General features: G+C 74.3%; 19 protein-coding genes and 2 pseudogenes. 6 read left to right on the forward strand and 15 right to left on the reverse strand.

All coding sequences use genetic code 11. The features are described from left to right. Positions 1 to 66 precede the first annotated feature (66 nt). Complete coding sequence (locus ACFV6E_RS21600; protein ID WP_385160853.1) at positions 67 to 1,152, reverse strand: S1 RNA-binding domain-containing protein; 1,086 nt, start codon at positions 1,150 to 1,152, stop codon at positions 67 to 69. Between the two features lie 339 nt (positions 1,153 to 1,491). On the opposite strand from ACFV6E_RS21600, the gene ACFV6E_RS21605 reads away from it, so the two are divergent. Then, entirely contained in the window at positions 1,492 to 2,151 is a 660-nt protein-coding gene (locus ACFV6E_RS21605; RefSeq protein WP_385463694.1) for a toxin-antitoxin system, toxin component, read from the forward strand. Between the two features lie 470 nt (positions 2,152 to 2,621). Here the strand turns inward: ACFV6E_RS21605 and ACFV6E_RS21610 are convergent, their stop codons facing one another. The 10 genes and pseudogenes from ACFV6E_RS21610 to ACFV6E_RS21655 form a co-directional block, all read right to left on the reverse strand. Then, positions 2,622 to 3,215 (reverse strand): hypothetical protein, encoded by a 594-nt coding sequence (locus ACFV6E_RS21610; protein ID WP_385160833.1) that lies wholly within the window; start codon positions 3,213 to 3,215, stop codon positions 2,622 to 2,624. Further along, positions 3,109 to 4,002: an FkbM family methyltransferase gene (locus tag ACFV6E_RS21615; protein WP_385463696.1), complete on the reverse strand. Its 894-nt coding sequence runs from the start codon at positions 4,000 to 4,002 to the stop codon at positions 3,109 to 3,111. Before ACFV6E_RS21615 ends, ACFV6E_RS21610 begins: the two co-directional genes overlap by 107 nt. Then, the gene (locus ACFV6E_RS21620; RefSeq protein ID WP_385160829.1) at positions 3,999 to 4,247 is read right to left on the reverse strand and encodes a Trm112 family protein; all 249 of its coding nucleotides are present in this window, start codon (positions 4,245 to 4,247) and stop codon (positions 3,999 to 4,001) included. The genes ACFV6E_RS21615 and ACFV6E_RS21620 overlap by 4 nt, the downstream gene beginning before the upstream one ends. A 170-nt stretch (positions 4,248 to 4,417) precedes the next feature. After that, positions 4,418 to 5,320 (reverse strand): annotated as a pseudogene (locus ACFV6E_RS21625) (hypothetical protein); the annotation flags it as partial. Positions 5,321 to 5,334: 14 nt separating this feature from the next. After that, positions 5,335 to 6,072 carry a class I SAM-dependent methyltransferase gene (locus tag ACFV6E_RS21630; protein WP_385463699.1) on the reverse strand — a complete coding sequence of 246 codons (738 nt, stop codon included), beginning with the start codon at positions 6,070 to 6,072 and terminating at the stop codon, positions 5,335 to 5,337. After that, positions 6,069 to 7,328 carry a condensation protein gene (locus ACFV6E_RS21635; RefSeq protein WP_385463702.1) on the reverse strand — a complete coding sequence of 420 codons (1,260 nt, stop codon included), beginning with the start codon at positions 7,326 to 7,328 and terminating at the stop codon, positions 6,069 to 6,071. The genes ACFV6E_RS21630 and ACFV6E_RS21635 overlap by 4 nt, the downstream gene beginning before the upstream one ends. Before the next feature lie 449 nt (positions 7,329 to 7,777). Continuing rightward, positions 7,778 to 12,529: an alpha-(1->3)-arabinofuranosyltransferase family protein gene (locus ACFV6E_RS21640; RefSeq protein ID WP_385463705.1), complete on the reverse strand. Its 4,752-nt coding sequence runs from the start codon at positions 12,527 to 12,529 to the stop codon at positions 7,778 to 7,780. After that, entirely contained in the window at positions 12,526 to 13,338 is an 813-nt protein-coding gene (locus tag ACFV6E_RS21645) for a class I SAM-dependent methyltransferase (RefSeq protein WP_385160821.1), read from the reverse strand. The genes ACFV6E_RS21640 and ACFV6E_RS21645 overlap by 4 nt, the downstream gene beginning before the upstream one ends. Beyond that, positions 13,335 to 14,492 carry a glycosyltransferase family 4 protein gene (locus tag ACFV6E_RS21650; RefSeq protein ID WP_385160819.1) on the reverse strand — a complete coding sequence of 386 codons (1,158 nt, stop codon included), beginning with the start codon at positions 14,490 to 14,492 and terminating at the stop codon, positions 13,335 to 13,337. The genes ACFV6E_RS21645 and ACFV6E_RS21650 overlap by 4 nt, the downstream gene beginning before the upstream one ends. A 207-nt stretch (positions 14,493 to 14,699) precedes the next feature. Next, a complete protein-coding gene (locus ACFV6E_RS21655) occupies positions 14,700 to 15,680 on the reverse strand; it encodes a DUF3068 domain-containing protein (protein WP_385463708.1) in 981 nt (326 codons plus the stop codon). A gap of 241 nt (positions 15,681 to 15,921) precedes the next feature. Between ACFV6E_RS21655 and ACFV6E_RS21660 the strand changes: the two genes are divergently transcribed. The 5 genes from ACFV6E_RS21660 to ACFV6E_RS21680 all read left to right on the forward strand — a co-directional run bounded on the left by ACFV6E_RS21660 (position 15,922) and on the right by ACFV6E_RS21680 (position 20,842). Further along, positions 15,922 to 16,080, forward strand: a complete 159-nt coding sequence (locus ACFV6E_RS21660) for a hypothetical protein (RefSeq protein WP_385160815.1) — start codon at positions 15,922 to 15,924, stop codon at positions 16,078 to 16,080. A 248-nt stretch (positions 16,081 to 16,328) separates the two neighbouring features. Then, positions 16,329 to 17,501 (forward strand): helix-turn-helix domain-containing protein, encoded by a 1,173-nt coding sequence (locus tag ACFV6E_RS21665; RefSeq protein ID WP_385463711.1) that lies wholly within the window; start codon positions 16,329 to 16,331, stop codon positions 17,499 to 17,501. Between the two features lie 90 nt (positions 17,502 to 17,591). Continuing rightward, positions 17,592 to 18,365: an IclR family transcriptional regulator gene (locus ACFV6E_RS21670; RefSeq protein ID WP_385160811.1), complete on the forward strand. Its 774-nt coding sequence runs from the start codon at positions 17,592 to 17,594 to the stop codon at positions 18,363 to 18,365. Beyond that, the gene (locus ACFV6E_RS21675; protein ID WP_385160809.1) at positions 18,362 to 19,246 is read left to right on the forward strand and encodes an SMP-30/gluconolactonase/LRE family protein; all 885 of its coding nucleotides are present in this window, start codon (positions 18,362 to 18,364) and stop codon (positions 19,244 to 19,246) included. Before ACFV6E_RS21670 ends, ACFV6E_RS21675 begins: the two co-directional genes overlap by 4 nt. Positions 19,247 to 19,348: 102 nt before the next feature. Continuing rightward, a complete protein-coding gene (locus ACFV6E_RS21680) occupies positions 19,349 to 20,842 on the forward strand; it encodes an FG-GAP-like repeat-containing protein (protein WP_385463714.1) in 1,494 nt (497 codons plus the stop codon). A gap of 130 nt (positions 20,843 to 20,972) precedes the next feature. Here the strand turns inward: ACFV6E_RS21680 and tgmC are convergent, their stop codons facing one another. The 4 genes and pseudogenes from tgmC to ACFV6E_RS21700 all read right to left on the reverse strand — a co-directional run bounded on the left by tgmC (position 20,973) and on the right by ACFV6E_RS21700 (position 24,243). Continuing rightward, positions 20,973 to 22,193, reverse strand: a complete 1,221-nt coding sequence (gene tgmC / locus ACFV6E_RS21685) for an ATP-grasp peptide maturase system methyltransferase (RefSeq protein ID WP_385463717.1) — start codon at positions 22,191 to 22,193, stop codon at positions 20,973 to 20,975. Further along, a pseudogene (gene tgmB, locus ACFV6E_RS21690) lies at positions 22,190 to 23,162 on the reverse strand (ATP-grasp ribosomal peptide maturase). Before tgmB ends, tgmC begins: the two are co-directional and overlap by 4 nt. Continuing rightward, complete coding sequence (gene tgmA / locus ACFV6E_RS21695; protein ID WP_385463720.1) at positions 23,159 to 23,455, reverse strand: putative ATP-grasp-modified RiPP; 297 nt, start codon at positions 23,453 to 23,455, stop codon at positions 23,159 to 23,161. The pseudogene tgmB and the gene tgmA overlap by 4 nt, the downstream one beginning before the upstream one ends. A 362-nt stretch (positions 23,456 to 23,817) precedes the next feature. Next, on the reverse strand, positions 23,818 to 24,243 hold the full coding sequence (locus ACFV6E_RS21700) for an ATP-binding protein (protein WP_385463722.1): 426 nt from the start codon (positions 24,241 to 24,243) through the stop codon (positions 23,818 to 23,820). Between the last annotated feature and the right edge of the window lie 161 nt (positions 24,244 to 24,404).

A 24,404-nucleotide genomic window follows, 5' to 3' on the forward strand; every position in this document is an offset into this window, starting at 1 on the left:
TGTCTAAACCCCGGCCAGGCGTCGCGCGCCCGGCCGGGGTTTAGACACAGGCTCTGACCGTTCTTCCTACACCAGCGCCAGGGAAATCCTCCTGAGCACCAGATTGATGCCGACGATCTCCACGGTCAGCTCGTCACCGATCCGCGGCGCGGCCGGCAGGTGCGTGAACGCGTCGTTGGGGAGCAGCCCCTGCAACCCCTCGGCGACCTGCACGAACGTACCGAAGGGCGCGAGGTGCGTGACGGCTCCGCGCAGCACCCGGCCGAGCCCGTCCCGGGCGAGCCCGGCCAGCGGGTCCGGTTCCAGGGCCCGCAGCGACAACTGCACCTGCTGCCGTTCCACGTCGATGTCCAGTACCTGCGCGGTGATCTCCTGCCCGACCCGCACCACCTCGTCGACCGAGTTCACGTGCCGCCAGGTCAGTTCGGGGACCCGGATGAACCCCTCGATGCCGTCGAGGTCGACGAACACGCCGAACCGGGGGGTGTGCGTGATGACGCCCCGGCAGATCTGGCCGCGCTCCAGCGCGTGCAGCCGGTCGGCGGCCGGGGGTCTGCGGGTGCCGACCACCGTGCTCAGGTCCGGGGCGAGGCGGACCTCGGTCGAGTACAGCAGCGGATGGCCGAGCCAGTGCAGCCGGGCCCGGTCGGGCACGCCGTGGTGCAGCGGCGGCCAGGAGGTGGCCGGGGTGAAGTCGTCGATCACCACCGTGCCGCCGGGGGAGAGCAGCGGGAACAGCCCGGCCGTACGCGCGTCGTGCTCCTTGCCGTGCCCGCCCCCGTCGAGCACCAGCAGGTCGTACGGGCCGTGGTCGCCGATGCGCTGCCAGTCGCCGTGCACCACGCGGACCGCCGGGTGACCGGCGAAGACCTCCGCGGCGATGCCGGCCCGCTCCCGGTTCCGCTCGACACTGACCAGCGGCACCCCCTCCGGCGCCCCCGACGCCAGCCACGCGAGCCCCACGCCGCACCCGGTGCCCGTCTCGCCGATCCGGCGCTGCGCGCCCCTGGCCAGCAGGTGCAGCAGCCGGCCCTGCTCGGGGCGGCAGGAGTGCTGGAAGCCGGCGCGCCGCGCGGCGGCGACCGCCCGCCGGACGAGCGGGGGAAACGGTTCCTCGGTCCGGTCGTACGCGTCCGTTCCTGAGATCGCCATGAGGCGATCGTGCCTCGCCGGCGGCCGGGTCGCGTCGTCCGGGAGGGCGATCGCGCCACCCGGATCCGCCCCGGGGGGCGCCCCTCCGGCGACGGGTGTGCCGCCCGTCGGCTCCTGGGTGTCCCGTTCCGTCCCGCCCGGCGGGCGATAGCCCGGTAAGCATGGCGCACGCTCCGGCGGACCCGTAGTCTCGGGGCCCTGGGTGTGGCTACTTGACGGGTCAACTGCCGGGAGTACATGGGTGACTGAGTCCCTGCCTTCTGCTTCGACACGCGCGCGGTTCGACGCGCGTAGCCCGCTGCGGGCCCTGCGGGGGCCGGGCGGCACGGAGAACCGACGGTGAACCCCGTCGGCGGAAGACGGGGCCCGGCCGGCCGGGCGCGCGTGACGGCGGGCCTCGTCGCGCTGCTGCTGCGACGCCGGGCCGCGGGCGAGATGCGCCGGCTGACGGCCGGTCTGGCCCGCGCCCTGCGCGACCGGCTCGACGCCCCGGTGGACGTGCGCGACCTGGCTCGCGCGCTGTGCGCGGAGATGAGCCGGCGGCGCGGCGGCCGCCCCGTGGACCTGCGCTTCGAGCGGTTCCCCGACGAGCTCGAGGTGACCGGACTCTGGCTGGAGTTCGAGGATTTCGACCTCGTCATCGTCGAGGAGCGCGCCGAGGCGGTGCAGCAGCTGGTGATACTCGGTCACGAGCTGTGGCACATGCGGCAGGGGCACCGCGACCACCACGTGACCGGCGCGGCGGCCCTCCCCGCGCTGTCGGGCGGCCCCGGTACCGGCACCGCTACCGGCGTCGGCACCCGGATCGCGCTCACCGTGGCCGCCCGTGACGGCTCCCACGCGGCGGAGGAGGCCCAGGCCGAGGACTTCGGCGTACGGCTGGCGGGCGAGTTCCGGTCGTGGGTGAGGGGGGCCGGTACGGGCCGCGGTACGGGCAAGCCCGTCGGGCCGGCGGGACTGGTCGGGCCGGCCGGCGAGACGGTGCGGGCGTCGCAGTAGCCCCCGCCGGGTACTTCGCCCCGGGTGAACCCGTCGGTCCCGGCGCCCTCCCCGGCGACCACGAGTACGTGATCGGGCCGACCGCGGGGCGGGCGGCCGGTACGCCGTCCGGTACGGGTCCGCCGGGCTGGACACGGCGTCCGCACGAGCAGGGCACGACCGCGACGGTGCGGCCGTACGCGCGGCACACGGGCACCTCGGGCGCGTCGCAGGCCGCCCCCGCTCCGGTACGGCGTCCTTGCCGCCGGCGTGCGGGAGGCGTCCGCCGAAGTACGGCGGCGCCCGCTCGCCGTGGTGTCTCCCACGAGCCACCCCTGGCCGCCGAACCGGCGGTCTCCGAGGCCGCGTTGGCAGCCGAGACCGGGATCGTCGGGCCCGGGATCGTCGGGGGCCGCGTCCGACGGCGCCGGACCGCCGGCGTGCGGTCCGCTGGGGTGCGGTCCGCCGACGCGCGGTCCGCCGGGGCACGGCTAGCCGACGGTCACCCGCTGGAGCAGGCCCCAGGTGAACTCCGCCGTGCAGGCGTGCGGCGTGCCCGTTCCGTCCGGGGCGGTGAAGGCCAGGCCCCAGCGGGTGGGCGCGGTGCCTTCGAGGGGGCGGGCGGGGGCGAAGGCGCGGGCCGCCTCGTCGACCGTGCACGACCACGGGCGCAGGTCCTCGACGGTGCGCAGATCGGGCGCCGGCGCGTCCGGCGCCCGTACCAGCCACTCGTTCCACACCGCCCGGTCCGGCCCCGCCAGCACCTCGAAGCGCAGCTCGGGCCAGAGCGGTACGGGCCAGCGCAGGGCCTCGCAGTCCAGGTCGCCGATCCGGCGGCGGGCCACCGACTCCGGGGCGCCGAGCACCGAGCGGTAGCGGCTCAGGGCCGCCCGCGACCGGGGGCCGCGCACCATCGCCTGCCAGCGGCGGTTCGCCTCCCGCAGGTCGGCGACGGACACGCCGAGGCGGTGGCGGGCGTCATCGACCAGGTCGGCGTTGTGGTCGGCCATGCGGCGCAGCAGGACCAGCTGGAAGTCGAGCGGGGTGAACGGGGCGGCGGGACGGTCGGCGGGCATGCCGTCCATCGTCGCGCATCCCCGGCCCGTCCGGACGGCGGCCGTCCGGCAGGAACAGCACCGAGTTGACGTACCGGGGCCCGCGCGGCGGGAGCACCCGGCGCAGCAGTCCGTGCGCGGCGACGTGGCAGGTACGGGCCTGGTGTTCGGCCAGCGGGAAGATGTCCAGCGGCAGCCAGGTGTCGCCGGGCAGCACCCAGCCCGCGTAGCCGCGGGCGGCGAGGTGGCCGACGACCGGGGCGATGGGCTGGATGCGGGACTCCAGCTCCACGAAGAGGGCCGGGCTGTCGCGGCGCAGCAGGGTCTCCGCGCCGCGCAGCACGGCCAGTTCGCCGCCGTCCGTGTCGATCTTGACGAAGCCGACGTCGCGCAGGCCCAGGCCGTCCAGGGTGACGCACGGCACCTCCACCGAGCGGGCGTGGATGTCCCGGCGGACCAGCGACGACACCCCGCGGTCGCCCGCGTCCCCGGCGGGCAGCCAGAGCCGGGCGGTGCCGTGGTGGTCCGCGGCGGCGGCGCCGACCACCCGGACGTTGCGGGGCGCGCCCGAGGACAGCAGCCGGGCGAGCCGGGGCACCGGTTCGAGGGCCACCACCTGCCGGGCCCGCGCGGCCAGCCGGTGTGTCCAGGGCCCGTACCAGCCGCCGACGTCCACCGCCGTGCCGCAGCCGGGCGGGCACAGGTCGGCGAGCCGGGCCAGTTCCGGTTCGAAGCGCGGGTAGACCAGCCGGGCCGTCGCGGCGACCAGCCGGACGGGCAGCAGCGGGGCGACCCGGGCGGCCAGTGTCGTCGTCACGGGGCTGTCCGGGGAGCCGGGGGCACCCGCGGCGGTGCCTGTTCCGTCCGCCGGAGGCAGTCCTCGTGCTCGTCCTGCGACACCTGCTCCCCGGAGGACGGCAGCAGTTGCGGGATGCCGTCGACGATCGGGTAGCGGCGGCGCAGCCGCGGGTTGTACAGCGCGTCGTCGGGGCGGAGCAGCAGCAGCGGGCCCTTGTCCAGCGGGCAGGCGAGGATCTTCAGCAGCGGGTCGTCGGGGTTCATGGGGGTCAGCTCCTCGGCGGTCGGGGCGGGGCGGTGTCGTGCTGTGAGGCGTTGTCGTGCTGTGGGGCTGTGTCGTGCTGCGAGGCGGTGTCGTGCTGTGAGGCGGCGTCATGCTGCGGGGCCGTGTCGTACCGCGGGCTCGTTTCGTGCGGCGGAGCGGCGTCGTGCTGCGGGCCCGTGTCGTGCGGCGGAGCGGCGTCGTGCTGCGGGCCCGTGTCGTGCTTGGGCATGGTCAGCAGTACGCCGACGGCGAGGACCGTGCCCGCCAGGCGCAGCGCCAGCCGGACCGGTTCGTGCGGCAGCGCCTCGCCGAACGCGAGCGTGCCGAGCACCGCCGTGAACAGACAGGTCACGGTCGTGCAGACCGGCACGATGAGGGAGGCGCGGCAGCGTTGCAGCGCCGCCTGCGACATCACCAGACCGAAGGCGCCGGTGAACAGCAGCAGGTACGGGTACGGCGAGCGCAGCAGCCCGAGGAGCGCGGCGCCGGGGCCGTCGGACGTCAGGAAGCTCGACACCCCCTTGATGGCCAGCGAGCTCACCCCGTACAGCAGCCCCACCGCCACGCCGTACTCGACGCCGGTGGTCGGCAGCCGGTGCCGGTGGCGGGCGCGGCGCTCCGCGGAGCCGTACAGCCAGACGCCCGCGGTTAGCGACGGCAGGCAGACCAGCAGGATCAGCGGGGCCGGCGCGCCCCTGCCGACGGTGTCGGAGTCCTCGCGCAGCGACAGCACCACCATCAGCAGCGCGGCGAGGACCGCCGCGAGCGCGTACCGCTCCCGGCCCGTGGTCTCCTCGCCGAGCAGCCGGGCCGACAGCAGCACGAGCAGCACGAGCCCGGAGACGAACAGGCCCTGGGCGGCGGCGATCGGCAGCGTCCGGTAGACGGCGAGCTGCGCGCCGAAACCGGCGGCCAGCGCCAGCGAGCCGCCGAGCCACAGCGGGCTGCCGACGACCAGGCGCAGCAGCCGGGCGGGGCGGCGGATGTTCACCTCGGGCAGCGCCGACAGCGCCCGTTTCTCCAGCACGAAACCGGTGCTGTACAGCACGTTCGCCAGCAGCGCCGCGGCCACCCCCCACCACACGGCTACGTCCTGCGCGCGTGCAGCAGCAGGATCGAGGCGGCCGGGGGGACCGCGCAGGCCAGCCGGTCCAGGGGCCGCAGCGCACGCGGCACCCCGTGGAACGGAGCACCCCGCAGCCGTACGGTCTCGAAGCCCGCGGCGGTCACGAACTGCCGCAGCGCGCGGGCCGTGTACAGCCGCAGGTGGCCGACCACCTCGCGGCCCGGCCTGCCGTGGACCGCGCGCAGGCTCACCTCCGAGAAGACGGGCTGGACCCCGGCCGCGAGCAGGACGCGGTTGTACCAGGCGGCCAGGTTCGGCGTGGAGAGCATCAGGTGCCCGCCGGGCCGCAGCACCCGGCGGATCTCGTCCAGCGCGGCGTCCGGGTCCACCAGGTGCTCGAGCACCTCGCTGAACAGCACCGCGTCCGCCGACCCGGTGGCGAACGGCAGCCCGCCGTCGCCGAGTTCACCGCGTACGGCGTACGGCAGCCGGGCGTGCGCGCGGCGCAGGGCGTCCTGCGACCAGTCGACGCCGACGATCCGGTGGCCCGCGAGCAGCGGGGCGGCGGTGGCCGCGGCGGTGCCGTCGCCGCAGCCGAGGTCGAGGACGGTGCGCGGGCCCGCCGTGGCCGGGCCGAGCGCGGCGGCCAGCATCCGGGCCTGCCGCAGGGTGCGCGCGGCGCCGGAGGCCACGGGGACGGCGGGATCCTCGTAGAAGTCCCGCAGCTCTGTCCGCCGGGCCGGCGCGGTCGTGGTCATGAGGGCTCCTGCGTCGTGTGCGTGTAGTGCTCGAAGAGGTCACGGAGGTGGGCGCCGTCGCCGGGGCCGAGCAGGGTGCGCGACCAGCGCAGGGTGAGGTGCAGCCGGCCCGCGGTGGCGGCGGTGGTCACGGTCAGGCCGCGCGGCATCCGGGCCGGGGCGGAGAACCAGACGGCGTGCGCGCGTCCGGCGCCCTCGCCGAAGTCCAGCGGGTACGGGACCCGGCCGATGTTGCTGAGCAGGGTGGTCGACGTCCACGGCACGGCGGCCCGGCGCAGCCCGCGGGTGACGGCGGCGCGCCACGCCACCGGGACGACCGGTGCGGTCAACAGGGCTGCACCGCGCCCCAGTTGGGGCCGGGGCAGCGACTTGAGCGCCCGGGTGCGGTCGGCCGTGCGGCGCAGCAGCGCCGCCATCCGGGCAGGGTCTTCCGTCCCTTCCAGCTCTTCCGGGGCGAAGGGGACCTCGACCAGCCGGGTGCCGTTGCCGATCGGCATGTCCGTGCCCCGGGGGCGGTCGTCGACCGGCATGGTGATGCGCAGCGGGCGGGGGCGGGCGCCGTGTTCCCGGTTCCAGTGGGCGATCGTCAGCGCGGTCGCGGCCATCAGCTGGTCGTTCACGGTCCAGGGCGCGCCCTTGGGGCGGCGCGGGACGGACAGCTCGGTGACGAGCATTGCGTTGCCGGGGGACGGCTCGGGGGTGCCGGGGGCCACGCGGGCGGGCGGGGCCCAGGTGGAGGGGGTGTCTCCGCGCGCGGGCGGGGCGCTGTCGGGTGCGCGGACCGGTGGCGCGGCGGGGGCGTTGTCCCGGCCGCCGTACAGCTCGGCCGCCGTGGCCAGGATGCGCAGACAGGCGGGGCCGTCGAGGGCGGTGTGGTTGATGGTGAGGAAGAGGACGGTGCCCTCGTCTTCCTTGCTTCCCTCGACCACCTCGAGCCGGATCGGCGGGGCCGAGGACAGGGGCGGGGCCTGGGACAGTGCCCTGGTCCTGGCCTCCCGGAGGGCGTCGCGGTGCGGCGGCGGGAACGTCACCACCGGTACGTCCGGGTCCGGGTCCGCGGTCAGCTCCCACTCGTAGCGGCGCCGGTACCAGGGGCCCGCGGCCTCGCGCATGAGGATGCGCGGGTGGCGGTGCAGCGCGTCGGTGAACGCCCGGGTGAGCCGGGCCCGGTCGAGCCGTCCGGGCAGATGCACCTCGATGTGCACGGTCTCCGGCTCCTCGTCCTGATGACAGTGCCGGGCGACCTCGTCGACCACGGGAAACGGCACCCGAACCGGAGACCACGCGTCCCCGCCGGACTTCCCGGTCCCACCGGACTTCCCGGTCCCGCCGGGCGTCCCGGTCCCGCCAGCCCCGCCGGTCCCGCCGGCCCCGCCGGCCCCGCCGGATCCCCCGGCCCCGCCGGATCCCCCGGCCCCGCCGGCCCCGCCGGGCGTCCCGGTCCCGCTGGGCGTCCCGGTCCCGCCGGTCCCGCTGGGCCCCCCGGTCCCGCTGGGCCCCCCGGTCCCGCTGGGCCCCCCGGCCCCGCTGGGCCTCCCGAGCGCGCTGGGCCCCCCGAGCCGGCTGGACCCCCCGGTCCCGCCGGATCCCCCGGTCCCGCCGGACCCCCCGGTCCCGCCGGACCCCCCGAGCCCGCCGGACCCCCCGAGCCCGCCGGCCCTCCCGGGCCCTTCGGCCCCGTCCCGTGCCGGACGCTCCACCGCGGTCATGCGCTCCCGTCCTTCCCGGAGTCGTCGTCCTCCCGCGAGCCGGCCCGCTCCCCGGAGCCACCACGGCCACCCTCCGCACCGGACCCCGCCCGGAACCGCGGCTTCCGCGACGGCGGCGCCTCCGGCGGCGGGGCACCGGGCCCACGGGCGGAGACGGTCGGCCCGACAGCGACCCCGGGTCCGGCACCGGGGCCGGGGCCCGGTCCGAAGTCTCGCCCGTGCCCCGCCCCGGGTGCGTCTTCGTAGCCGGGCTCCGCCGTCCCGGTGGTCGTCGGCCCGGACGTCCTGCCCGGCGGGTGGCCGGTCCCGGGCCCGGTCCCGGGACCGGGGCCCCGTCCGTGCCCCGCCCCGGATGCGTCCCCGACCCCGCGCCCGCGCTCCCGCGGTAAGCCCTCGCCGGGCGTGCGTGACTGCTCGCCAGGCGTCCGCGCCCCTTCGCCGCCCCGCCGGGCTCCCTCGCCCGGCCCCCTCTCGACGGGTGGCCGCGGCCCCAGCGGGCGTCGTGCTCCCGGGCCCCGGGTCTCGCCCCGGCGGCGGCGTGGGAGGGGTTGCGTCGGGGCCTCGGAGGGTGGGGGCGGCTGCCACTGGAGGGTCGTGCCCGGGGCGTCCGGCGCGGTGCGTTCGCGCACGCTCACCAAGCCGGCGAAGAGGCCGGCCAGGGCCAGGACCTGGGCCACGGGCCCGAACGCGCCCGTACCCTCCGCGGGCGCCGACCCGGCGCCGACCGCTGCGGCGGCTCCCGCCCCCGCGAGCGCGAGGAGCGCCAGCGGCACCAGCAGGGCGTGCCGCTTCCACGCGAGCAGCGCGAGGAGCGGGACGAGGGCCGCGAACCAGCCCGCGATCACGATGCCCACCAGCGTGAGCACCACCGTGCCGAGCCACAGCCCGGGGTTCGGCGGCACCGGCTGCGGGGCGTCGGGGTTCGGCGTGCGCCGCCGCCACAGGACGAGCCCGGCGAGCGCCGCCACCGCGACCGCGCCGCCGATCAGCCCGGCCTCGTACGTGTCCGCCGGCTCGTACGACAGCTTGATCGTGCCGCCCGCGCCGGCCGGGACCAGCCAGCCCTGCTGCCAGCCGTCGAGCCGTACCGGCGACAGCTTCCGGCCGCCCAGGGTGGCCCGCCAGCCGTCGTTGTAGTTCTCGTACGTGGTCAGATACGCGGCGGCGCCCGCGCTCGCGGTCACCTCGCGGCGGTCGCCGAGCCAGTCGCGCACGCGCAGGTTCCGCCCGGCGGGCGCCGCCTCCGTGAGGGTGCCCCGGGTCAGCGTCACGTCGGTGACGGCCAGCGGCCCGGCGTCCCCGGCCTCGACCCGGTGCTCACCGGCGTCGAGCCGCAGCGTCCTGTCCCGGCCGCCCTGCTGGCACAGCGTCACCTCGACGCCCCGGCGCTCCACCAGGTCCCGCACGGTGCCCTTGGCCGCCGTCTCGTACAGGTCACCGTCGATCGCGAGCACCGGCCCCTTGCCGCACGGCAGCGAGAAGGCGCGGGTGCCCGACGGCTGCGGGGTGCGGTACTCGGCGAGCGCGGGGACGTACGCCTCCGCCAGTCCGACCGGAAGCTGGAGGTTGTCGCCCGCGACCGGGTTGTGGACGGTCAGCGGCGCGGTCCCGGTGACGGTGATGTCGAGCCGGTCGGTGGTGATGGGGTCGAAGCGGGCCCAGCCGTTCTCGTCGACGCCGGTGATCGCGGCGCCGTCCGGTGAGCCGATGCTGACCTTCGTGGCCCGGGTGGAGAGTCCGCCCGCCGGGGCGAGGACGATGGAGCTGATCTTCTTCTTGCCCGGCCAGCTCAGATGGATGACCGGACGGCTGCCCGCGAGCCACGCCGTCGTGAGGTCGCCGTCGGTCAGATTCCGCGCCGACAGCCCGCTGCCGAGCCGGGCCGTGGAGTCGGCCGTGGCGGTGATCCGCTTCTGCTGCTCGGGCGCGACGTCGTAGAGGAGCTGGTCGAGCGCCGCGCCGGGGACCGGGACCGCCGTCGATTTCACCTCGTACGTCTCCGCCTGCTCGGTGGAGAAGCGGCGGTGCAGGCCCGCCTCCGTGCCCGTGGGGGAGAGCCCGGTGGGGTCGGCGGCGCGGTGCAGCGAGACGATCCCGGCGGCGGCGTCCACCTGGTCGGCGACCGTGGCGTCCGTGGGCAGCCGCAGCAGCCGGGTGACCTGCACGCCCGGGATGCCGACCTCGGCGAACCCGGCGCCGGTGAGCCCCGCCTTGCGGGCGGTGGAGCCGACGATCGTGATCTTCAGCCACTCCGTCGCCCCGGCGCGCGCCCTGATCCGCTGGGTGGAGCCGTCCGGCTGTAGATAACTGGTGACGGCCCCCTGCTCCGTCTCCACCCGCACCCGGGTGGCCGCCGACCGCACCCCCTCCTGCGGCAGCGGGGTCACCTCGACCGACGAGGGCATGTCCACGGAGCCGGTGAAGGCGATGCGCAGCCACTGCCCGTTCGCCGACCCGGCCGAGCCCTCCGCCCACGCGGTGTCCGGATTACCGTCGAAGGCGTTCACCGGGTCGGCCTGCGGCAGGTGGAAGAGCCAGTTGCCGGTCGAGGAGGCGGTCACCGAACGGGCGCCGCGCAGCTCGGCCACGGTCTGACGGCCGGTGCCCCCGGCCGTGCCCCCCGGCAGGATCTGGTGCGGCTCCTCGCCCGGGTTCTGCACACTGCCGGGATCGTTGCGCTGGTCGCGCGTGTACGTGTACGAGGTGTTGGAGTTGACCAGCCCGAACCGGGTGTCGGCGCGGCGCAGCCCGTCGCCCGTGACCTGCACCTCGGGGGTGCCGAGCCCGGGATGGCTGTCGCCCGCGAGCACGGTGGCCCGGTTCCGCATCGCCGGGTCGGCGGACAGCGGCAGCAGCGACTCCGGGCCGCCGGAGACCACGGCGGTGTCGCCGACCGCCCGCAGCGCCGCCTGCCCGGGGCGCGGCACGGCGGCGTCCGCGGGCCGGTAGACCTCCACCGCCCGCTGCCGCGGATACAACCCCTCCACCTGCAACGGGGTGTCCTCGGCGATCCGCCCGCCGGTCATCACCGGACCGAACCCGGTCTCCCGCACGTATCCCGACTGCTCCAGGGTCCGTTTGACGGTCGCGGTGGGCACGTAACCCAGCTCGTCGGGGTCGAGGTCGTTGCGGACGACGACGTAGTACAGCCCGGCCCGGCTCAAGTAGTCGGCGAGACCGGGCACTTCGGACCCCGTCAGCAGGGCTTCCTCCACCGCGTCCATGGCGCGCCGGTTGCCGGGGGTGCCGAAGGGCACGAAGTCGCGCTGCGCCCAGCGGGACTCGGCGAGCACGTCGAGGGGGTGGTCGATGGGGGAGCCCCAGGCGTAGAGGCCGTGCGCGGTGGCCGGGACGACGAGGGCGCGGGAGTCCGGCGACTGCTTCGCCAGCCAGTCGGCCGTGGTCTGCCAGTACCGGGGCAGCTCGCGGAACGAACCGGGGTTGAGGATCGACCCGTTGAGGTAAGGCCAGGCGAGCCCCGGCAGGACCAGGACCGCCGCGATCAGCGGGGCGAAGCGGCGCCCGCGCACCCGGCGGGCCCCGCGCGGCGAGGTGGCGACGCCCACCAGGTGCGCGAGCCCCAGCACCAGGGCGAGCGCGAGCCCGGTCTGGAACTTGTAGATGTTGCGGAACGGGACGAGCGGGCCGTCCAGCCAGTCCTGCACCAGCCCGTGGAACGGCGCCCCGGCCCTGCCGCCGTACCCCGCCAGCGTGATCAGCGCCACCGACATCACGGTCAGCACCAGCCACCGGCGCTCCGGCAGGTCCCGCCGGGCGAGTCCGGCGAGGCCGAGCCCGGCCGCGAGCGCCGAGCAGACGATCACGACCACGGAGGCGGCGACGGTCCAGCCGGCCGTCAGCCACGGCTCGCCGAAGTGCAGGTACGCCACCCAGTTCCCGGCGCCGCGCAGCGACTCGGCCGCCGACATGGTCTCCGTCGTGACCTGCGCCGTCTCCACGTACGGCAGGAAGTTCTCGCCGTAGACGCCGAGGACGAGCAGCGGGATCACCCACCAGGCCGTAGCCAGGACCACCCCCGGCACCCACCAGGCGATCAGCTTGCGCTGCCGGGGCCCGCGCGGCCGGGACAGCAGGTACAGGCCGACGGGCAGCAGGGACGCCAGGGTCGCCGCCGCGTTCACCCCGCCCATGAAGGGCACGAGCAGCGCCGAGCGCAGGGCGGCGACACGGGCGGCGCACCGCTCGTTCGTCAGCGGCAGCAGCACCCACGGCAGGAAGGCGCCCGGCAGGGCCGCGGCCGAGGTCGAGCCGACGACGGTGGTGAAGACCGGCCACAGCGCGTACGCCACCGCGGCGAGCAGCCGGGACGCGGACGAACCGAAGCGCAGCCGCTCGGCGAGCCGCAGCGCGCCCCAGAACGCGACCGAGACGATCAGCGACAGCCACAGCCGCTCGGCGAGCCACACCGGCAGGTGCACCAGTTCGCACAGCCCGTAGAACGGCAGCATCGGCCACAGATATCCGGCGTACTGGTCCTGAAGACCGCCGAAGCCGCCCCGGTCGTGCCACAACTGACCGAGATCGGACAGGAACTGCCACGGGTCGAGCACGACCCCGAGCTTCGTGTCGAACGTCGTACGGCCCGGGTGCACGGCCAGGAGCAGCACGAACACCACGGCCCAGAACCCCAGCAGCCACCACCGCGACCGCGGACCCTCCGGGGGGCCCGCGGCGGTCGCGACGGGGCGGACGGCTGCCGGGGGTGGGGCCTGGACCGTGCTCGTCATGGGGGACACCGCCGGAGGATGAGGAGGAGGTTCCAGGTGGCGAACTCGCGCAGCCCCGGCGCCTTCGCGACGGCCGACGCGAGGAACGGCCAGTAGCGGGAGCGCGCCGAGACCACGCGGACGTCGTCGCGGGCGCGCACCTGCCGCAGGGTGGGTCCGATGTGCACGGCGAACAGGTTCTCGCCGAGGGTGTGCTTGGCGTCCTTCCCGGTACGGCGCCGGTAGCGGGCCCGCGCCCGCCGGGCACCGAGGTAGTGCCAGGGCGCCCACTCGTGACCGCCCCACGGGGACAGCCAGTTGGTGAACGACACGTAGATCAGCCCGCCGGGCCGGGTCACCCGCACCAACTCGCTCAGGAACGTCTGCGGATCGGCCACGTGCTCCAGGACGTTGGACGAGAAACAGACGTCCGCCACCCCGTCCGCCAGCGGCAGCAGATAGCCGTCCGCGACGACGGCGCCGTCCGGCGGCCGGTCCCCGAACTCCCGCACGTCCGGCTCGAAGAGGAAGGCGTGCGCCCCGCGCCGCCGGAACTCCGCCGTGAAGTACCCGCCCCCGCCGCCGACGTCGACGACCGTCCGCCCCCGTACGGGCCCGTACGCCGCCTCGACCTGGTCGGCGGCGTCGCGGGCGAGGAGCGAGTAGCAGCGCCCGGGGTCGGCCTGCTCGTGCCGGAAGGCCCGAAGGAGCGCGAGGGAGCGGCGCAGGGAGGGATCTTTGAAGCCGGTGCCGGCACCCGTACTCGTACCGGCCCTTGCACCGCCGCCGGTACTCGCCCCGTGTGCTCCCGCCTCCGGCCGTGCCCTCACGGTGTCCAGCTCCGCGCCGCCTCCGCGGCCACCGCCTCGAACCGGCGGACCGTGTGCGCCCAGCGGTACCGGGCGGCCCGTTCGCGGGCGGCCCCGCCCAGCAGCGCGCGGCGCCGCCCGCTGAGCGCCAGCGTGCACCAGGCCGCCGCGAACGAGGACTCGCCGTGGGCCAGTATCCCGGTCCTGCCGTCGGCCACGGAGTCCCGCAGACCGGGTACGTCGAAGGCGATCGCCGGGGTCCCCCGGGCCGCCGCCTCCATGACCACCAGGCCCCAGCCCTCGACCGCCGAGGGATGCAGCAGCAGCCAGGCGGCGCACAGCAGCCGGTGCTTCTCCGCCTCGTCGACATGACCGGCGAACTCCACGTCCGCTCCCGCCAACCGTCCGAGGCGGGCGCGCTGCGGACCGTCGCCGACGATCACCAGCCGGCCGCCGGTGACCGGCCGCACCCGCTCCCACAGCCGCAGCAGCAGATCGATCCGCTTGTACTCGACGAGCCGTCCCACCGCCAGGAACAGCGGCTCCGGCGAGCGCGGCGCCCGCGGCCCCGGCTCCTCGACCCCGTTGTGCACCATCCGGATACGGTCCCGCTCGACGCCGATGCCGTGCAGCGCGTGTGCCGTGGACGGCGAGACGGCGACCAGCAGGCCGCGGTGCTGGGCGCCGGTGAGCGCCCATTGTTCGAGTCTTCGGCCGACCCGCGCGGCGGGAGCCAGCGCCCCGCCGAACCGCATCCGCCACAGATCGGTGTGGACGTGGTTCACCAGACAGAGGGTGGGCCCCCGGTGCCAGTACGGCGCCAGGTACGGCATCCCGTTGCACACCTCGACCAGCAGATCGCAGGCGTCGCCGACCCGGCGCCGGAAGGCGGACCGGGCCCGCAGGAAATGGCCGAGGTCGCCGCCCGCGGAGACGACCCGGTACTCGCGCGGCGGCGACGCGGGACCGCCGCACAGCAGGGTCACCTGGTGACCGAGCCGGGTCAGTCCCGAGGCGAGCCGGTCGACCAGCAGCTCGGAGCCGCCGGCGGCCGGATGGCCGAGATCACGGTGGGCGAGGAAGACGATCCGGCGCGGACGTGGGGGGAGCGCCGGGGGGTACTGCGCGGAGCGCGGGAACGCCTCGCGCAGTGAGGAAGGCACGTGCTGGGGCATGGGTGCTCCAACTCGTCTCAGGGTGCGGAACTTCGCGTGGGGGGATGGACGCGGGGGGACGGACGGTGTGGGTTGTGGAACGCATCGGAGTGTGGGCGTGCTGTGCTCGGGTGGGGTGGACAGTTTTCGCCCAGTGGTTCGATGCTGCTACTCACCGACGTGACAATTTCCGGGCTTTGTGGAGCTGACAGCACATCAGTTCGTGAGTTACGTTCCGGACGACTCGGACGTACCGGGACGCCGCCGGCCGCGCGCCACCAAAACGGAACCCGCCATCGCGAGGACGAAGCCCAGGACCGCGGCGACCAGCGGCAGCGTCTCGCCCACCAGGCGCAGCTGACCGCTCTCCGTCCTCGCCTGTGCCACCTGGTCCTTCTGGGTGGCCGGGGTGAACGCGATCTTGCGGCTGTCGAGCAGCACCGTCGCGTCCTTCGTGGAGCCGGGCGCCCGCAGCGTCCGGCGCGGGCCGGTCCGCGCGTAGATCACCCGGCCGGTGCGCCGGTCGACGACCAGCTCGACCAGGTGGTTGGCGTACCACTCCTCGGCGAGCACCTGGCTCCGCTTCGGCTGCCCCACCAGCGTGCCCGGCACGAGCCGGGTCCCGGTCCTGGTGGCGGGCACGGTGCCGGTGAAGCGGTACCCCTCGTAGCCGCGGATCTTCCGGGTGCCGCGGTAGTCCAGGGTGATCGCCGCGCCGAGCGTGTTGTCCCACCAGCGGTAGGCCCGTTTGCGCACGTCGAAGGGGAACTTCAGGTACGCCTCGCCCTCGATGTAGGGCTTCTCGTGGCAGCAGTGCACGGGCGCGTTGGTGCGCCGGTCGGTGACCCAGCGGTGCGGGGTGAACTCCAGCGCGTCGTGCGGGTCGGCGGCGGGCAGCGAACGGTCCGTGTCGACCGTCGTCGTCACGTCCCACACCGCCTTCCCGCTGCGCTCGCTGTCGGCGACGTCGCCGCGCACCCGCTGGGTGACGGTGATCCGCTGCTTCGGCACGGTCTTGATCTTCTCGAGGTCGAAGACGCTGCCGGTGCCGGTGTAGACGGCGGTGGTGTCGATGTCGACGGGGTTCACGGCGGCGCGCGGCTCCACGTACCACGACAGCATCGGGGCCAGGACGAGCAGGAAGGTGCCGAGGCCCAGCAGGATCAGGGAGAGGGGCGAGGCGGTACGTAACGAGGCGTTCCGGCGCATCCGGGCACTCCAGGGCTTGAGGCGGCGACACCGTCGGGGTGGCGGCACCGAGGGGGGAAAGTGCGCGTGCGGTATGGGCCGGGAACCGTAGGCGCACCCTTGACGGGGTGTCAATGCATTGCTGAGACTGAGGACTCGTGCGCAGTCGTGCCCGCGGTACGACGTGTTCGGGTGTGGGCCTTTCGACCGGGATCGGGTGTGGACCTTTCGACCGGGAGTCGACTGAAGGGCTGACCCTGCGATGTCCAGACTGCTAGCCGCCGCACTCACCGTCGTGGCCGCCGCCGTACTCGCCGTGGGCGCCGCGCTCGGGATCGTCGCCCTCCTGGAGGCCACCCCGGAGCAGCCGAACACCCCGCTGATCACCTATGAGCAGGCGGGCGGGGAGCGCTCGCCGTGACCTCCCGCCCGGGAACGGTCGCGACGGGGTCGGCCGGGTCGGCGGGATCCACCGGGCCGGCCGGGTCGGCGGGATCCACCGGGCCGGCCGGGTCGGCGGGGTCTGCCGGGTCGGTCGGGTCGGCGGGGTCTGCCGGGTTGGTCGGCCCGTCCTCGTCCTCGACCTCGTCCTCTGGGGCGGCCGGGGCGGCCGGATCGGCCTGGCGGGACGTACCCCGGCTCCAGGTAAGGCAGTTCGCGGACCTCGCGATGGCCGAGGCGCCGGTCCTGGCGGAGGAGATCCTGCACGAGATCCGCCGGGAGTACCCGCACCTGCCGGTCGTCCTGGACGACTCCGGGGAGCCGATGGCGCTGGTCGGCATCCGCCGCGCGATCGAGGTCTTCGTCCAGCACCTGGAGACCGCCGAGGGCCGCCCCCGCGTCCACCCCGAGGTCTTCCAGGAGTTCGGCCGCGGCGAGGGCCTGCACGGCCGCAGCCTCGACGCGCTCCAGGCGATCTACCGCCTCGGCGTACGCCTGGCCTGGCGCCGCTTCGCGGAGATCGGGCAGCGGGTCGAGATCCCGCCGCCCGCGATGTACGAACTCGTGGACGCCGGTTACGAGTACCTGGACGGCCTGGTCGACCAGTCCGTGCGCGGCTACGCCGAGGCGGCCGCCCGCCAGGCCGGTGAACGGCTGCGCCTCCAGCGCCGCCTGATGGAACTGCTGCTCTCCGAGCATCCGCAGGGACCGCGGGGGCTGCGGGACGACCCCGCCGACGCGCTCGCCGAACGCGCCGCCCGGGTCGGCTGGCCGCTGCCCGCCCGGGTCGCCGTCGGCGTACTGCTGCGCCCGGCCCGCGAGGCCGTCGCCCCCGCCGTCGCCCAGGAGGTGCTGCTGGACATGGAGTGCGAGCAGCCCCGCATGGTCGTCCCCGAACCGGACGCGGCGGGCCGCTCCGAACTGCTGCACCGGGCGCTGGCCGGCTGGGCGGGCGCCATCGGCCCGCCGGTGCCGCCGGCCGACGCCGCCAAGTCGCTGCGCTGGGCGGAGGCGGCGGTCCGGCTCATGGAACGAGGGCTGCTGCCGGCCGGCGAGGTCCTGCTGTGCACGGAGCACACCGAGGCCCTGGTCCTGCTCCAGCCGGAGGAACTGCTGGACGACCTGGCGCTGCGCTGTCTCGCCCCGCTCGCGCACTGCGGCCCCACCCACGGCCGCCGCCTCGCCGAGACCCTGCTCGCCTGGCTGGAGACGCGCGGCGGCGCCCCCGAGGTCGCGGCCCGCCTGGGCGTCCACCCGCAGACCGTCCGCTACCGCCTGCGCCAGATCCGGGAGCTGTGGGGCGACGAGGTGGACGACCCGGACCGCCGCTTCGAACTGGAACTGGTGCTGCGGGCGCAGCGATTACGGGGAGAGCTGGGGGAGGCACGCCCCCGACGCTGAGCCCATTGCCTGGCCAGACGACCCTTGAGTAGCCTGTGTTCGTCATCCCGATCGCCAGTTGAAATTTCGAACAAAAGGGAGGGGCTGCTCGTGGGACGCCTCGTACCTGCCGTGACCCGGGCTCTCGACATACTGGAGCTCTTCCTCGACGGGGACGGCACGCTCTCCGCCCCGGACATCGTGCGCAAGCTCCAGTTGCCGCGCACCACCGTGCACGAGCTGGTCACCACTCTGGCCGCCCGGCAGTACATCGTCCAGGTACCGGGCCAGCCCGGACGCTACCGCCTGGGCGTGCGCCCCTATCAGCTGGGCAGCCGGTACGCCGAGCAGCTCGACCTGGCCGCCGAGGGCCAGCAGGTCGCCCGCTCCGTCGCGGAGACCTGTGACGAGACGGTGCACGTGGCCATCCTGGAGGGTGCCGACGTCATCTACATCGCGAAGGTGGACTCCACGCACGCCGTACGCATGGTGTCCGCCGCCGGACGCAGGCTGCCCGCGCACTGCACCTCCGTCGGCAAGATGCTGCTGGCCTCGCTCCCCGAGCCGGAGCTCGCGGCCCGCGTCCCCGACGACGCGGAACTGGTCGCGATGACGCCGAACAGCATCACCGAGCCGGCCGCCCTGCGCGAGGCGCTCACCGAGATCCGCCGGCGCGGCGTCGCGGTGGAGAGCCGCGAGTCGAATCCCGACGTGAGCTGTGTGGCGGCGCCGGTGCGCGACCGCACCGGCCGGGTCGTCGCCGCGCTCTCCATCTCCGTACCGATGATCCGCTGGAGCGAGGAGCGGCTCGGCGAACTGGAGCAGCTCGCGGCCAAGGGCGCCGCGGAACTGTCGGAGCGCCTCGGCCACCGGAGCGCGTCATGAGCACGGTGAACATCGGCGGCGTCGAACTCGCCGTACGGGCGTCCGCGATCCTCGGCGAGGGCCCGACCTGGGACGCGGCCGCGGGCCGCCTGATCTGGGTGGACATCCTCGGCAGCCGGGTGCACACCTACGACCCGTCCTCGGGCCGCCGCACGGTCATGCTCACCGAACAGCACGTGGGCGCGGCGAAGCCGCGCGAGGGCGGCGGTCTGGTGGTGAACCTCCGGGACGGAGTGGCCCTCTACGGCCCGCCGGGGTCCGATTCTTCGGTGTCGGAGGGCTTCCACTGGCTGCACCACGAACCGGTCCCGGGCCGCAGGGGCAACGACGCGGCGGTGGCCCCGGACGGCACCCTCTGGGCGGGCACCATGCGCTACGACGAGGCGGCGGGCGGCGGCACGCTGTCCCGCTTCTCCGCGGACGGCACGGTCCGCACGCTCCTGGACGACGTGGCGGTGAGCAACGGTACGGGCTTCAGCCCGGACGGCCGGCAGGTGTACTACATCGACTCGCCGACCCGGAGGATCGACGTCTTCGACGTCGACGGGGGTGGACTCCCCACCGCCAGGCGGGAGTTGGCGACGATCGAGGAGGGCGCCGGCTTCCCGGACGGCCTGACGGTGGACGCGGAGGGCTGCGTATGGGTGGCCCTGTGGGACGGCGGCGCGATCCGTCGCTACACCCCCTCCGGCGTCCTGGACCGGACCGTCCCCCTCCCGGTCCGCCGCCCCACGGCATGCGCCTTCGGCGGCGACGACCTGACCGACCTGTACATCACGACAGCGCGTACGGGCCTGACGGCGCCGCATCCGCTGTCGGGATCGGTACTGGTGGTACCGGGCGCGGGGAAGGGGCTGCCGCAACGGGCGTTCGCGGGCTGAGGAAAAGCACTCCTGCCCCGTACGACTCTCCTCTCCCGTACAACCCTTCGGGTTCATCGAAGGTCAACTCTGAGTTCGCACGTACGACTTGGAGGGGAACCCATGTCCCGCCCGCTCACGTCCCGCCCCCACTACAAGTACAAGCGCGAGTACCGGCGCTCCCGGCTCTCCGCCGTCCTGAGCGCCACCGCCGTCGCGGCTGCCGTGGCCGGCGGTCTGGTCGTCGCCCTGCCCGGCGCCGCGAGCGCCGCCGCGTCGGGTCTCGCCGACGACTTCAACGGTGACGGCTACCGCGACCTGGCGACCGGTGCGCCGGGCGCGGTGGCCAACGGGAAGGCGAAGGCGGGCGCGGTCGTCGTCAACTACGGCTCGGCGAGCGGTATCACCGCCGCGAACCACAAGATCACCTCGCAGAGCTCCGCCGATGTGCCGGGAGCCTCGGAGGACGACGACCGCTTCGGCACCGAGCTCGCGCACGGCGACCTGAACGGCGACGGCTACGGCGATCTCGTCGTGGGCACGCCGCTGGAGGACGTCGACGGTGACGTCGACGGCGGTTCGGTCACGATCCTGTGGGGGAGCGCGTCGGGCCTGTCGGGCGGTACGACGGTCAGCGACCCGGACCCGTCGGGCCACGACCGGTTCGGCCAGTCCCTGGCGGTGGGCGACTTCACCGGGGACGGGAAGACGGACCTGGCGGTCGGTTCCACCGGCAAGGACGTGTGGATCTTCAAGGGCGGCTTCACCAAGTCGGGCGGCGCGGCCGGGAAGCTGAGCTTCGAGGCGACGCAGATCGACTCCGGCGCGTACCCCGACGGCGCCGTCCACCTCGCGGCCGGTGACTTCGACGGCGACGGGGTGGACGACGTGGTCGTGGGGTCCGCCGCGGGCAACTTCGTCTACCGGGGCGCGGAGAGCGGGCCCGTGTTCCAGACGGAGGCGGGCTCGGGGTACGCGGGCGCGCTCACCGTGGCCGACTTCGACCGTGACGGGCACGACGACCTGGTGGTCGGCACCGACTTCCTCGACATCTTCGACTCGACGGCGGAGGGCGGCTACGTCACCGTCTTCTACGGCGGTGCGACGGGCGTCGACACCACGCGCACCACCGTCATCAGCCAGGCCACCGAGGGCGTGCCGGGAGCGGACGAGTCCGACGACATGTTCGGCGGCGCGCTCGCCGCGGGCGACGTGAACGGCGACGGTTACGCGGACCTCGCCGTCAGCGCGGTCTTCGAGGCGATCGGGGACGCGGACAGCGCGGGCAACGTCTGGGTGCTGCGCGGCGGCGCCTCGGGTCTGACGGCGACCGGCGCGCAGTCCTTCAACCAGGGCACCGAGGGCGTACCGGGCGCGAACGAGTCCTCGGACATGTTCGGCACGGCCGTCCACCTCGCCGACCACGACAAGGACGGCCGCGCCGACCTGTCGGTGGGCGCGGGCGGCGAGAACAGCGACGACGGCGCGGTCTGGAGCCTGCACGGCTCCACCACGGGCATCACGGCCACCGGCGCGGTGAGCTTCAGCGCGACGACGGTGGGCATCGGCAACACGGGCGAGGACCCGATGTTCGGCGATGTGATGTCCCACTCCTGAGCATGTGGACAGATAGCAGGCAGGGGGGCACCAGAACGTTCTGGTGCCCCCGGCTTCGATAGGTGTTATGGGAGCGTGAGGCGACAGCGCGTCGTTCTCGTCACCGGCCGGAACCGGCCGACGGGGACGCTCACGCGCCCGGCATGACCGGTAGGCGCCAACTCGGTCCGTCCTCGGGGTCATCCAGCCACACCCGCTGACAGTCCGGCTCGACGCTCATCCCGAACGCGGTCGCGGCCGGTGAGCCCGCCGCGTGCCACAGTGCGAGAAAGTGCTCGACCTCGGCCCACAGCGATACCGGGCCGCCCTCGCGCACCTTCCATCCGGTGCCGGCACCGTCTCTTGAGAGCACCGCGAAGGAGTCGTTCGCCGCGTCGAGGACGTACGTCTGCACGGTGCCGTCGTCGGCCGTCATGTCGAAGGTGCGGGCATTCGGCATCGCGAGCTGTGCCACGAATCCGCTGTCGGGCATGCGCAGCAGCCCGGGCCCGTGCGGTGTCTCGCGTACCTTGCCGGCGTCGTCGCCCGGCAGCATGCCGAAGTTCCTCGGGGCCTCTTGCTGCCGCGCCATCATGAACGCCGGATCGGCCGCGATGAACCGCCCGGTCGCGTGCCGACCGTCCTCGACCGTCAGCCGTACGAGGCCGAGCGAGCGCAGCCACCCGCGCAACGTGGCCACGATGAGCCCGCCCGGCTCGGTCTCGCGGACCCACGCCCACGGGATACCGCGTACGCCCATGGTGGCGATCGTGCGCTCGGCCGGAACCCTGCGGTCGGCGCCGGTGAGCCCGTTGCCGACGACCAGGCGCGGGGCGTAGCCGCAGCGGTCGAGGGCGTCACGGGCACGGGCGGTGACCCCGGGATCGGTCTCGACCGAGGTGACGTTCGCGGCGCCGAGGCGGTGGCACATGAGGGCGGTCGAGTAGCCGGTTCCGGTGCCGTACTCGGTCACCGTCGTTCCGTCATCGGCGTTGAGGGCGTCGAGCATCTGCACGACGAGCGAGGGCATCGTCGAGGACGACGTAGGGGTGGCGCCCCTGATCGGTTGCGGGTCCGACCAGTCGAGGTCACGCCCGTCGAACTGCGTGATCAGCGTCTCGTCGCTGTAGACCCGGCGCAACCACGGCTCGGTACCGACGAGTTCCCGGGTGAACGGTACGTACGTCGTGATGCCGGGGGCGTCGCTCGGCACGTAAAAACGCGGCGTGCACTCGTGACGGGGCACGCCCTCGACGGCGGCCCGCCACTCGGGGGCGTTCAGCTTGCCCTCGGCGGTGAGGCGTCCGACGAACTCGGGCCTCAGCTCGGCGACCATCTCGTCGAGATCAAGATCGGGTCTGGCTTCGGTCATGGGTGCCTCGTTCCTCGTTCCAAGAGATCAGCGAGCGCGGCGGTCATGGGCAGCCCGGTCGGAGGTTCCATCCAAGCCCACTGTCCCGAAGGGTTGCACTCGATGAACGTCCACGTGCCGTCGGCGGACAGCGTGAAGTCGAACGCGCCGAAGACGAGCCGGAAATGCCGCAGGTATGCGAACAGCGCGTGCTCAACGGCGGGCGGGGTCTCGACCGGCGTATAGGTGTGCGTGCCGTAGTCGGTGCGCCAGTCGAGCAGCCCCGAGTCGATCCGCACCGCGAACACCCGCTCGCCGATCACGGTCACGCGGACGTCGGCGACCTTGTCGACGCGGGCCTGCAACAGATGCATGGTCCCGGTGACATCGTCGTCGATCTCGTCCTCGGCGACCTCGTCGACGCGCACGGTCTGCGCCTGCCCGTCGACGAGGTACAGGGGGGTCGCAAGCGGCTTGTAGATCACGGGCCCGTGCTCCTTCACGAACGTGCGGGCGTCGACCGGGCGGTTCGTGATTAGGGTCGGCGGCAGGACGAACCCGGCCTCGGCCGCGGCGGCAAGTCCGGCCGGTTTGTACTCGGCGTCGCCGATGCGGTGCGGGTGGTTGACGTACAGGCAGTCGGGCAGCGATACGAGCACGCCGCCGAGCCCGTACCGGGCCTGCGCGGCAGCGAAGCGGGCGTCCTGTTCGCCGAGGTGGGGGAACGCGAACCCGGATGGGCGCCGGTAGTACAGCGCCCGCACGCCGTCGAGCTCCGCGACGCGGGTCGGGGTCGCGAGACTGCCCTGCCACCGAGCCGTGCCGCCGCCGATGTGGGCGGAACACGACAGGGTTGCGGGGAAGTGACCGGAGTCGAGCCGCACGACCGGGACACCCCCGGCCGTGCAACTCGGCGATCACGAAGTCGGCGGTCGGGTCGTCGTCGTTCGTGACGACCGCGACCGGACGAGCGTCGTCGTCCTGTGTCACTGGTCGGTGTCGTTTCCCGTGTCCGAGTCGGTGTTGCCGCCGCCTTGTCCGTCGGGCGAGGTGCCCGTCGACGGGTTGGTGCCGCTGCTCGTGCCGTGCCCCGGTGACGCCACCGGGACGCCGGCTGCGTTGAAGTAGCGGCTGGTCTGCGTCGTTGGGTCGATCTCGACGTGCCTGTGCTCATCCTCGGCCACTGGGTACGGGGCGAAGCGCCGCGTGCCCCAGGGCTTGGGGGTGAGGTGTCCTTGCGGGAGCGGGGTTCCGGTCGGGATGCGATCCGCGTGGTTGAACATTGCGTTCCTCTCGGTGGACGGGACAGGTCTCGGTGGATCGGTCAGGTCGTGCGATGGGGCACCGCTCACGTCGGCAACTCGTAAACGGCGAGGCCAGAGGGCAGGGACGGGTTGCGAGCTGCGCGGCGAGCGGTGCCTCCCACTGCCGTACAGGGACGTGCGCGGCAGGTTGACGCGGCCATCCGCTTGGCTCGTGGGACCGGTAGCGGGTCGAGGCGCAGCTCGTACCGGGCGCAGCGGCGGGTGGTGGTGAACGCATAGGCGGTGATGCCTCGGCCGTCATGACCGGACGACGCCCCAGCCGAGCAGCATCAGCAGGATGGCGACGGCGAGCACGTACAGGAGCTGCGCGGTGCTTCCTTTCACCAGCTGCCCTTGGCGTCCAACTCGGCCCACACCCACTTGCCGGTTGCTCGCGTCTCCACGCCCCAGTCGGCGGCCATGGCGGCGATGATGGTCAGCCCCCGGCCGCCCTCCTGCTCCGGTGCTGGCTTGCCCGGCACCGGCCGTTCCTCGGAGGGGTCGAACACGGCGATTCGCGTCCGGTCCTGAGCCAGCCGGGTCACCTTTACGACTATCACCGGGCAGCGGGTGTGCTTCACCGCGTTTGCCACCAGCTCGGTCACGACCAACTCGCCGGCCGGTACGGCGGCGGGCAATCCCCGACCCTCCAGTGTGCGGGCCACGAGTCCGCGGGCTGGACATGCCGATGAGGCCGCACCCTTGAGTTTCTGCCGCATCTCGATGCACGTCGCGAGGGTTGGGAGGATGTCTGCCATCACGGTCATGTCACCCCTCGCAGACACTCCGTGTCCGGCCGTCGTGGCCAACGGCGCGTAGTGTCGAACGAGATGAGCAAGCTGGCCCACGACCAGCAATTCGCCGCTGAGACCGCCTGTCTCTCGAACGTTCTGGCTGCTTCTGGCTCGCAGGGGGCGAGTTCGCTTGG

This window comes from Streptomyces sp. NPDC059785 (assembly GCF_042732375.1).
Taxonomy (GTDB): Bacteria; Actinomycetota; Actinomycetes; order Streptomycetales; family Streptomycetaceae; genus Streptomyces.

Bases quoted from the DNA above. Each gene is read 5' to 3' on its own strand.
- ACFV6E_RS21600 (WP_385160853.1), bottom strand. From the start codon at position 1,152: ATGGCGATCTCAGGAACGGACGCGTACGACCGGACCGAGGAACCGTTT.
- ACFV6E_RS21610 (WP_385160833.1), bottom strand. From the start codon at position 3,215: ATGGACGGCATGCCCGCCGACCGTCCCGCCGCCCCGTTCACCCCGCTC.
- ACFV6E_RS21620 (WP_385160829.1), bottom strand. From the start codon at position 4,247: ATGAACCCCGACGACCCGCTGCTGAAGATCCTCGCCTGCCCGCTGGAC.
- ACFV6E_RS21630 (WP_385463699.1), bottom strand. From the start codon at position 6,072: ATGACCACGACCGCGCCGGCCCGGCGGACAGAGCTGCGGGACTTCTAC.
- ACFV6E_RS21640 (WP_385463705.1), bottom strand. From the start codon at position 12,529: ATGACGAGCACGGTCCAGGCCCCACCCCCGGCAGCCGTCCGCCCCGTC.
- ACFV6E_RS21650 (WP_385160819.1), bottom strand. From the start codon at position 14,492: ATGCCCCAGCACGTGCCTTCCTCACTGCGCGAGGCGTTCCCGCGCTCC.
- ACFV6E_RS21655 (WP_385463708.1), bottom strand. From the start codon at position 15,680: ATGCGCCGGAACGCCTCGTTACGTACCGCCTCGCCCCTCTCCCTGATC.
- ACFV6E_RS21660 (WP_385160815.1), top strand. From the start codon at position 15,922: ATGTCCAGACTGCTAGCCGCCGCACTCACCGTCGTGGCCGCCGCCGTA.
- ACFV6E_RS21665 (WP_385463711.1), top strand. From the start codon at position 16,329: ATGGCCGAGGCGCCGGTCCTGGCGGAGGAGATCCTGCACGAGATCCGC.
- ACFV6E_RS21675 (WP_385160809.1), top strand. From the start codon at position 18,362: ATGAGCACGGTGAACATCGGCGGCGTCGAACTCGCCGTACGGGCGTCC.
- ACFV6E_RS21680 (WP_385463714.1), top strand. From the start codon at position 19,349: ATGTCCCGCCCGCTCACGTCCCGCCCCCACTACAAGTACAAGCGCGAG.
- tgmC (WP_385463717.1), bottom strand. From the start codon at position 22,193: ATGACCGAAGCCAGACCCGATCTTGATCTCGACGAGATGGTCGCCGAG.
- tgmA (WP_385463720.1), bottom strand. From the start codon at position 23,455: ATGTTCAACCACGCGGATCGCATCCCGACCGGAACCCCGCTCCCGCAA.
- ACFV6E_RS21700 (WP_385463722.1), bottom strand. From the start codon at position 24,243: ATGACCGTGATGGCAGACATCCTCCCAACCCTCGCGACGTGCATCGAG.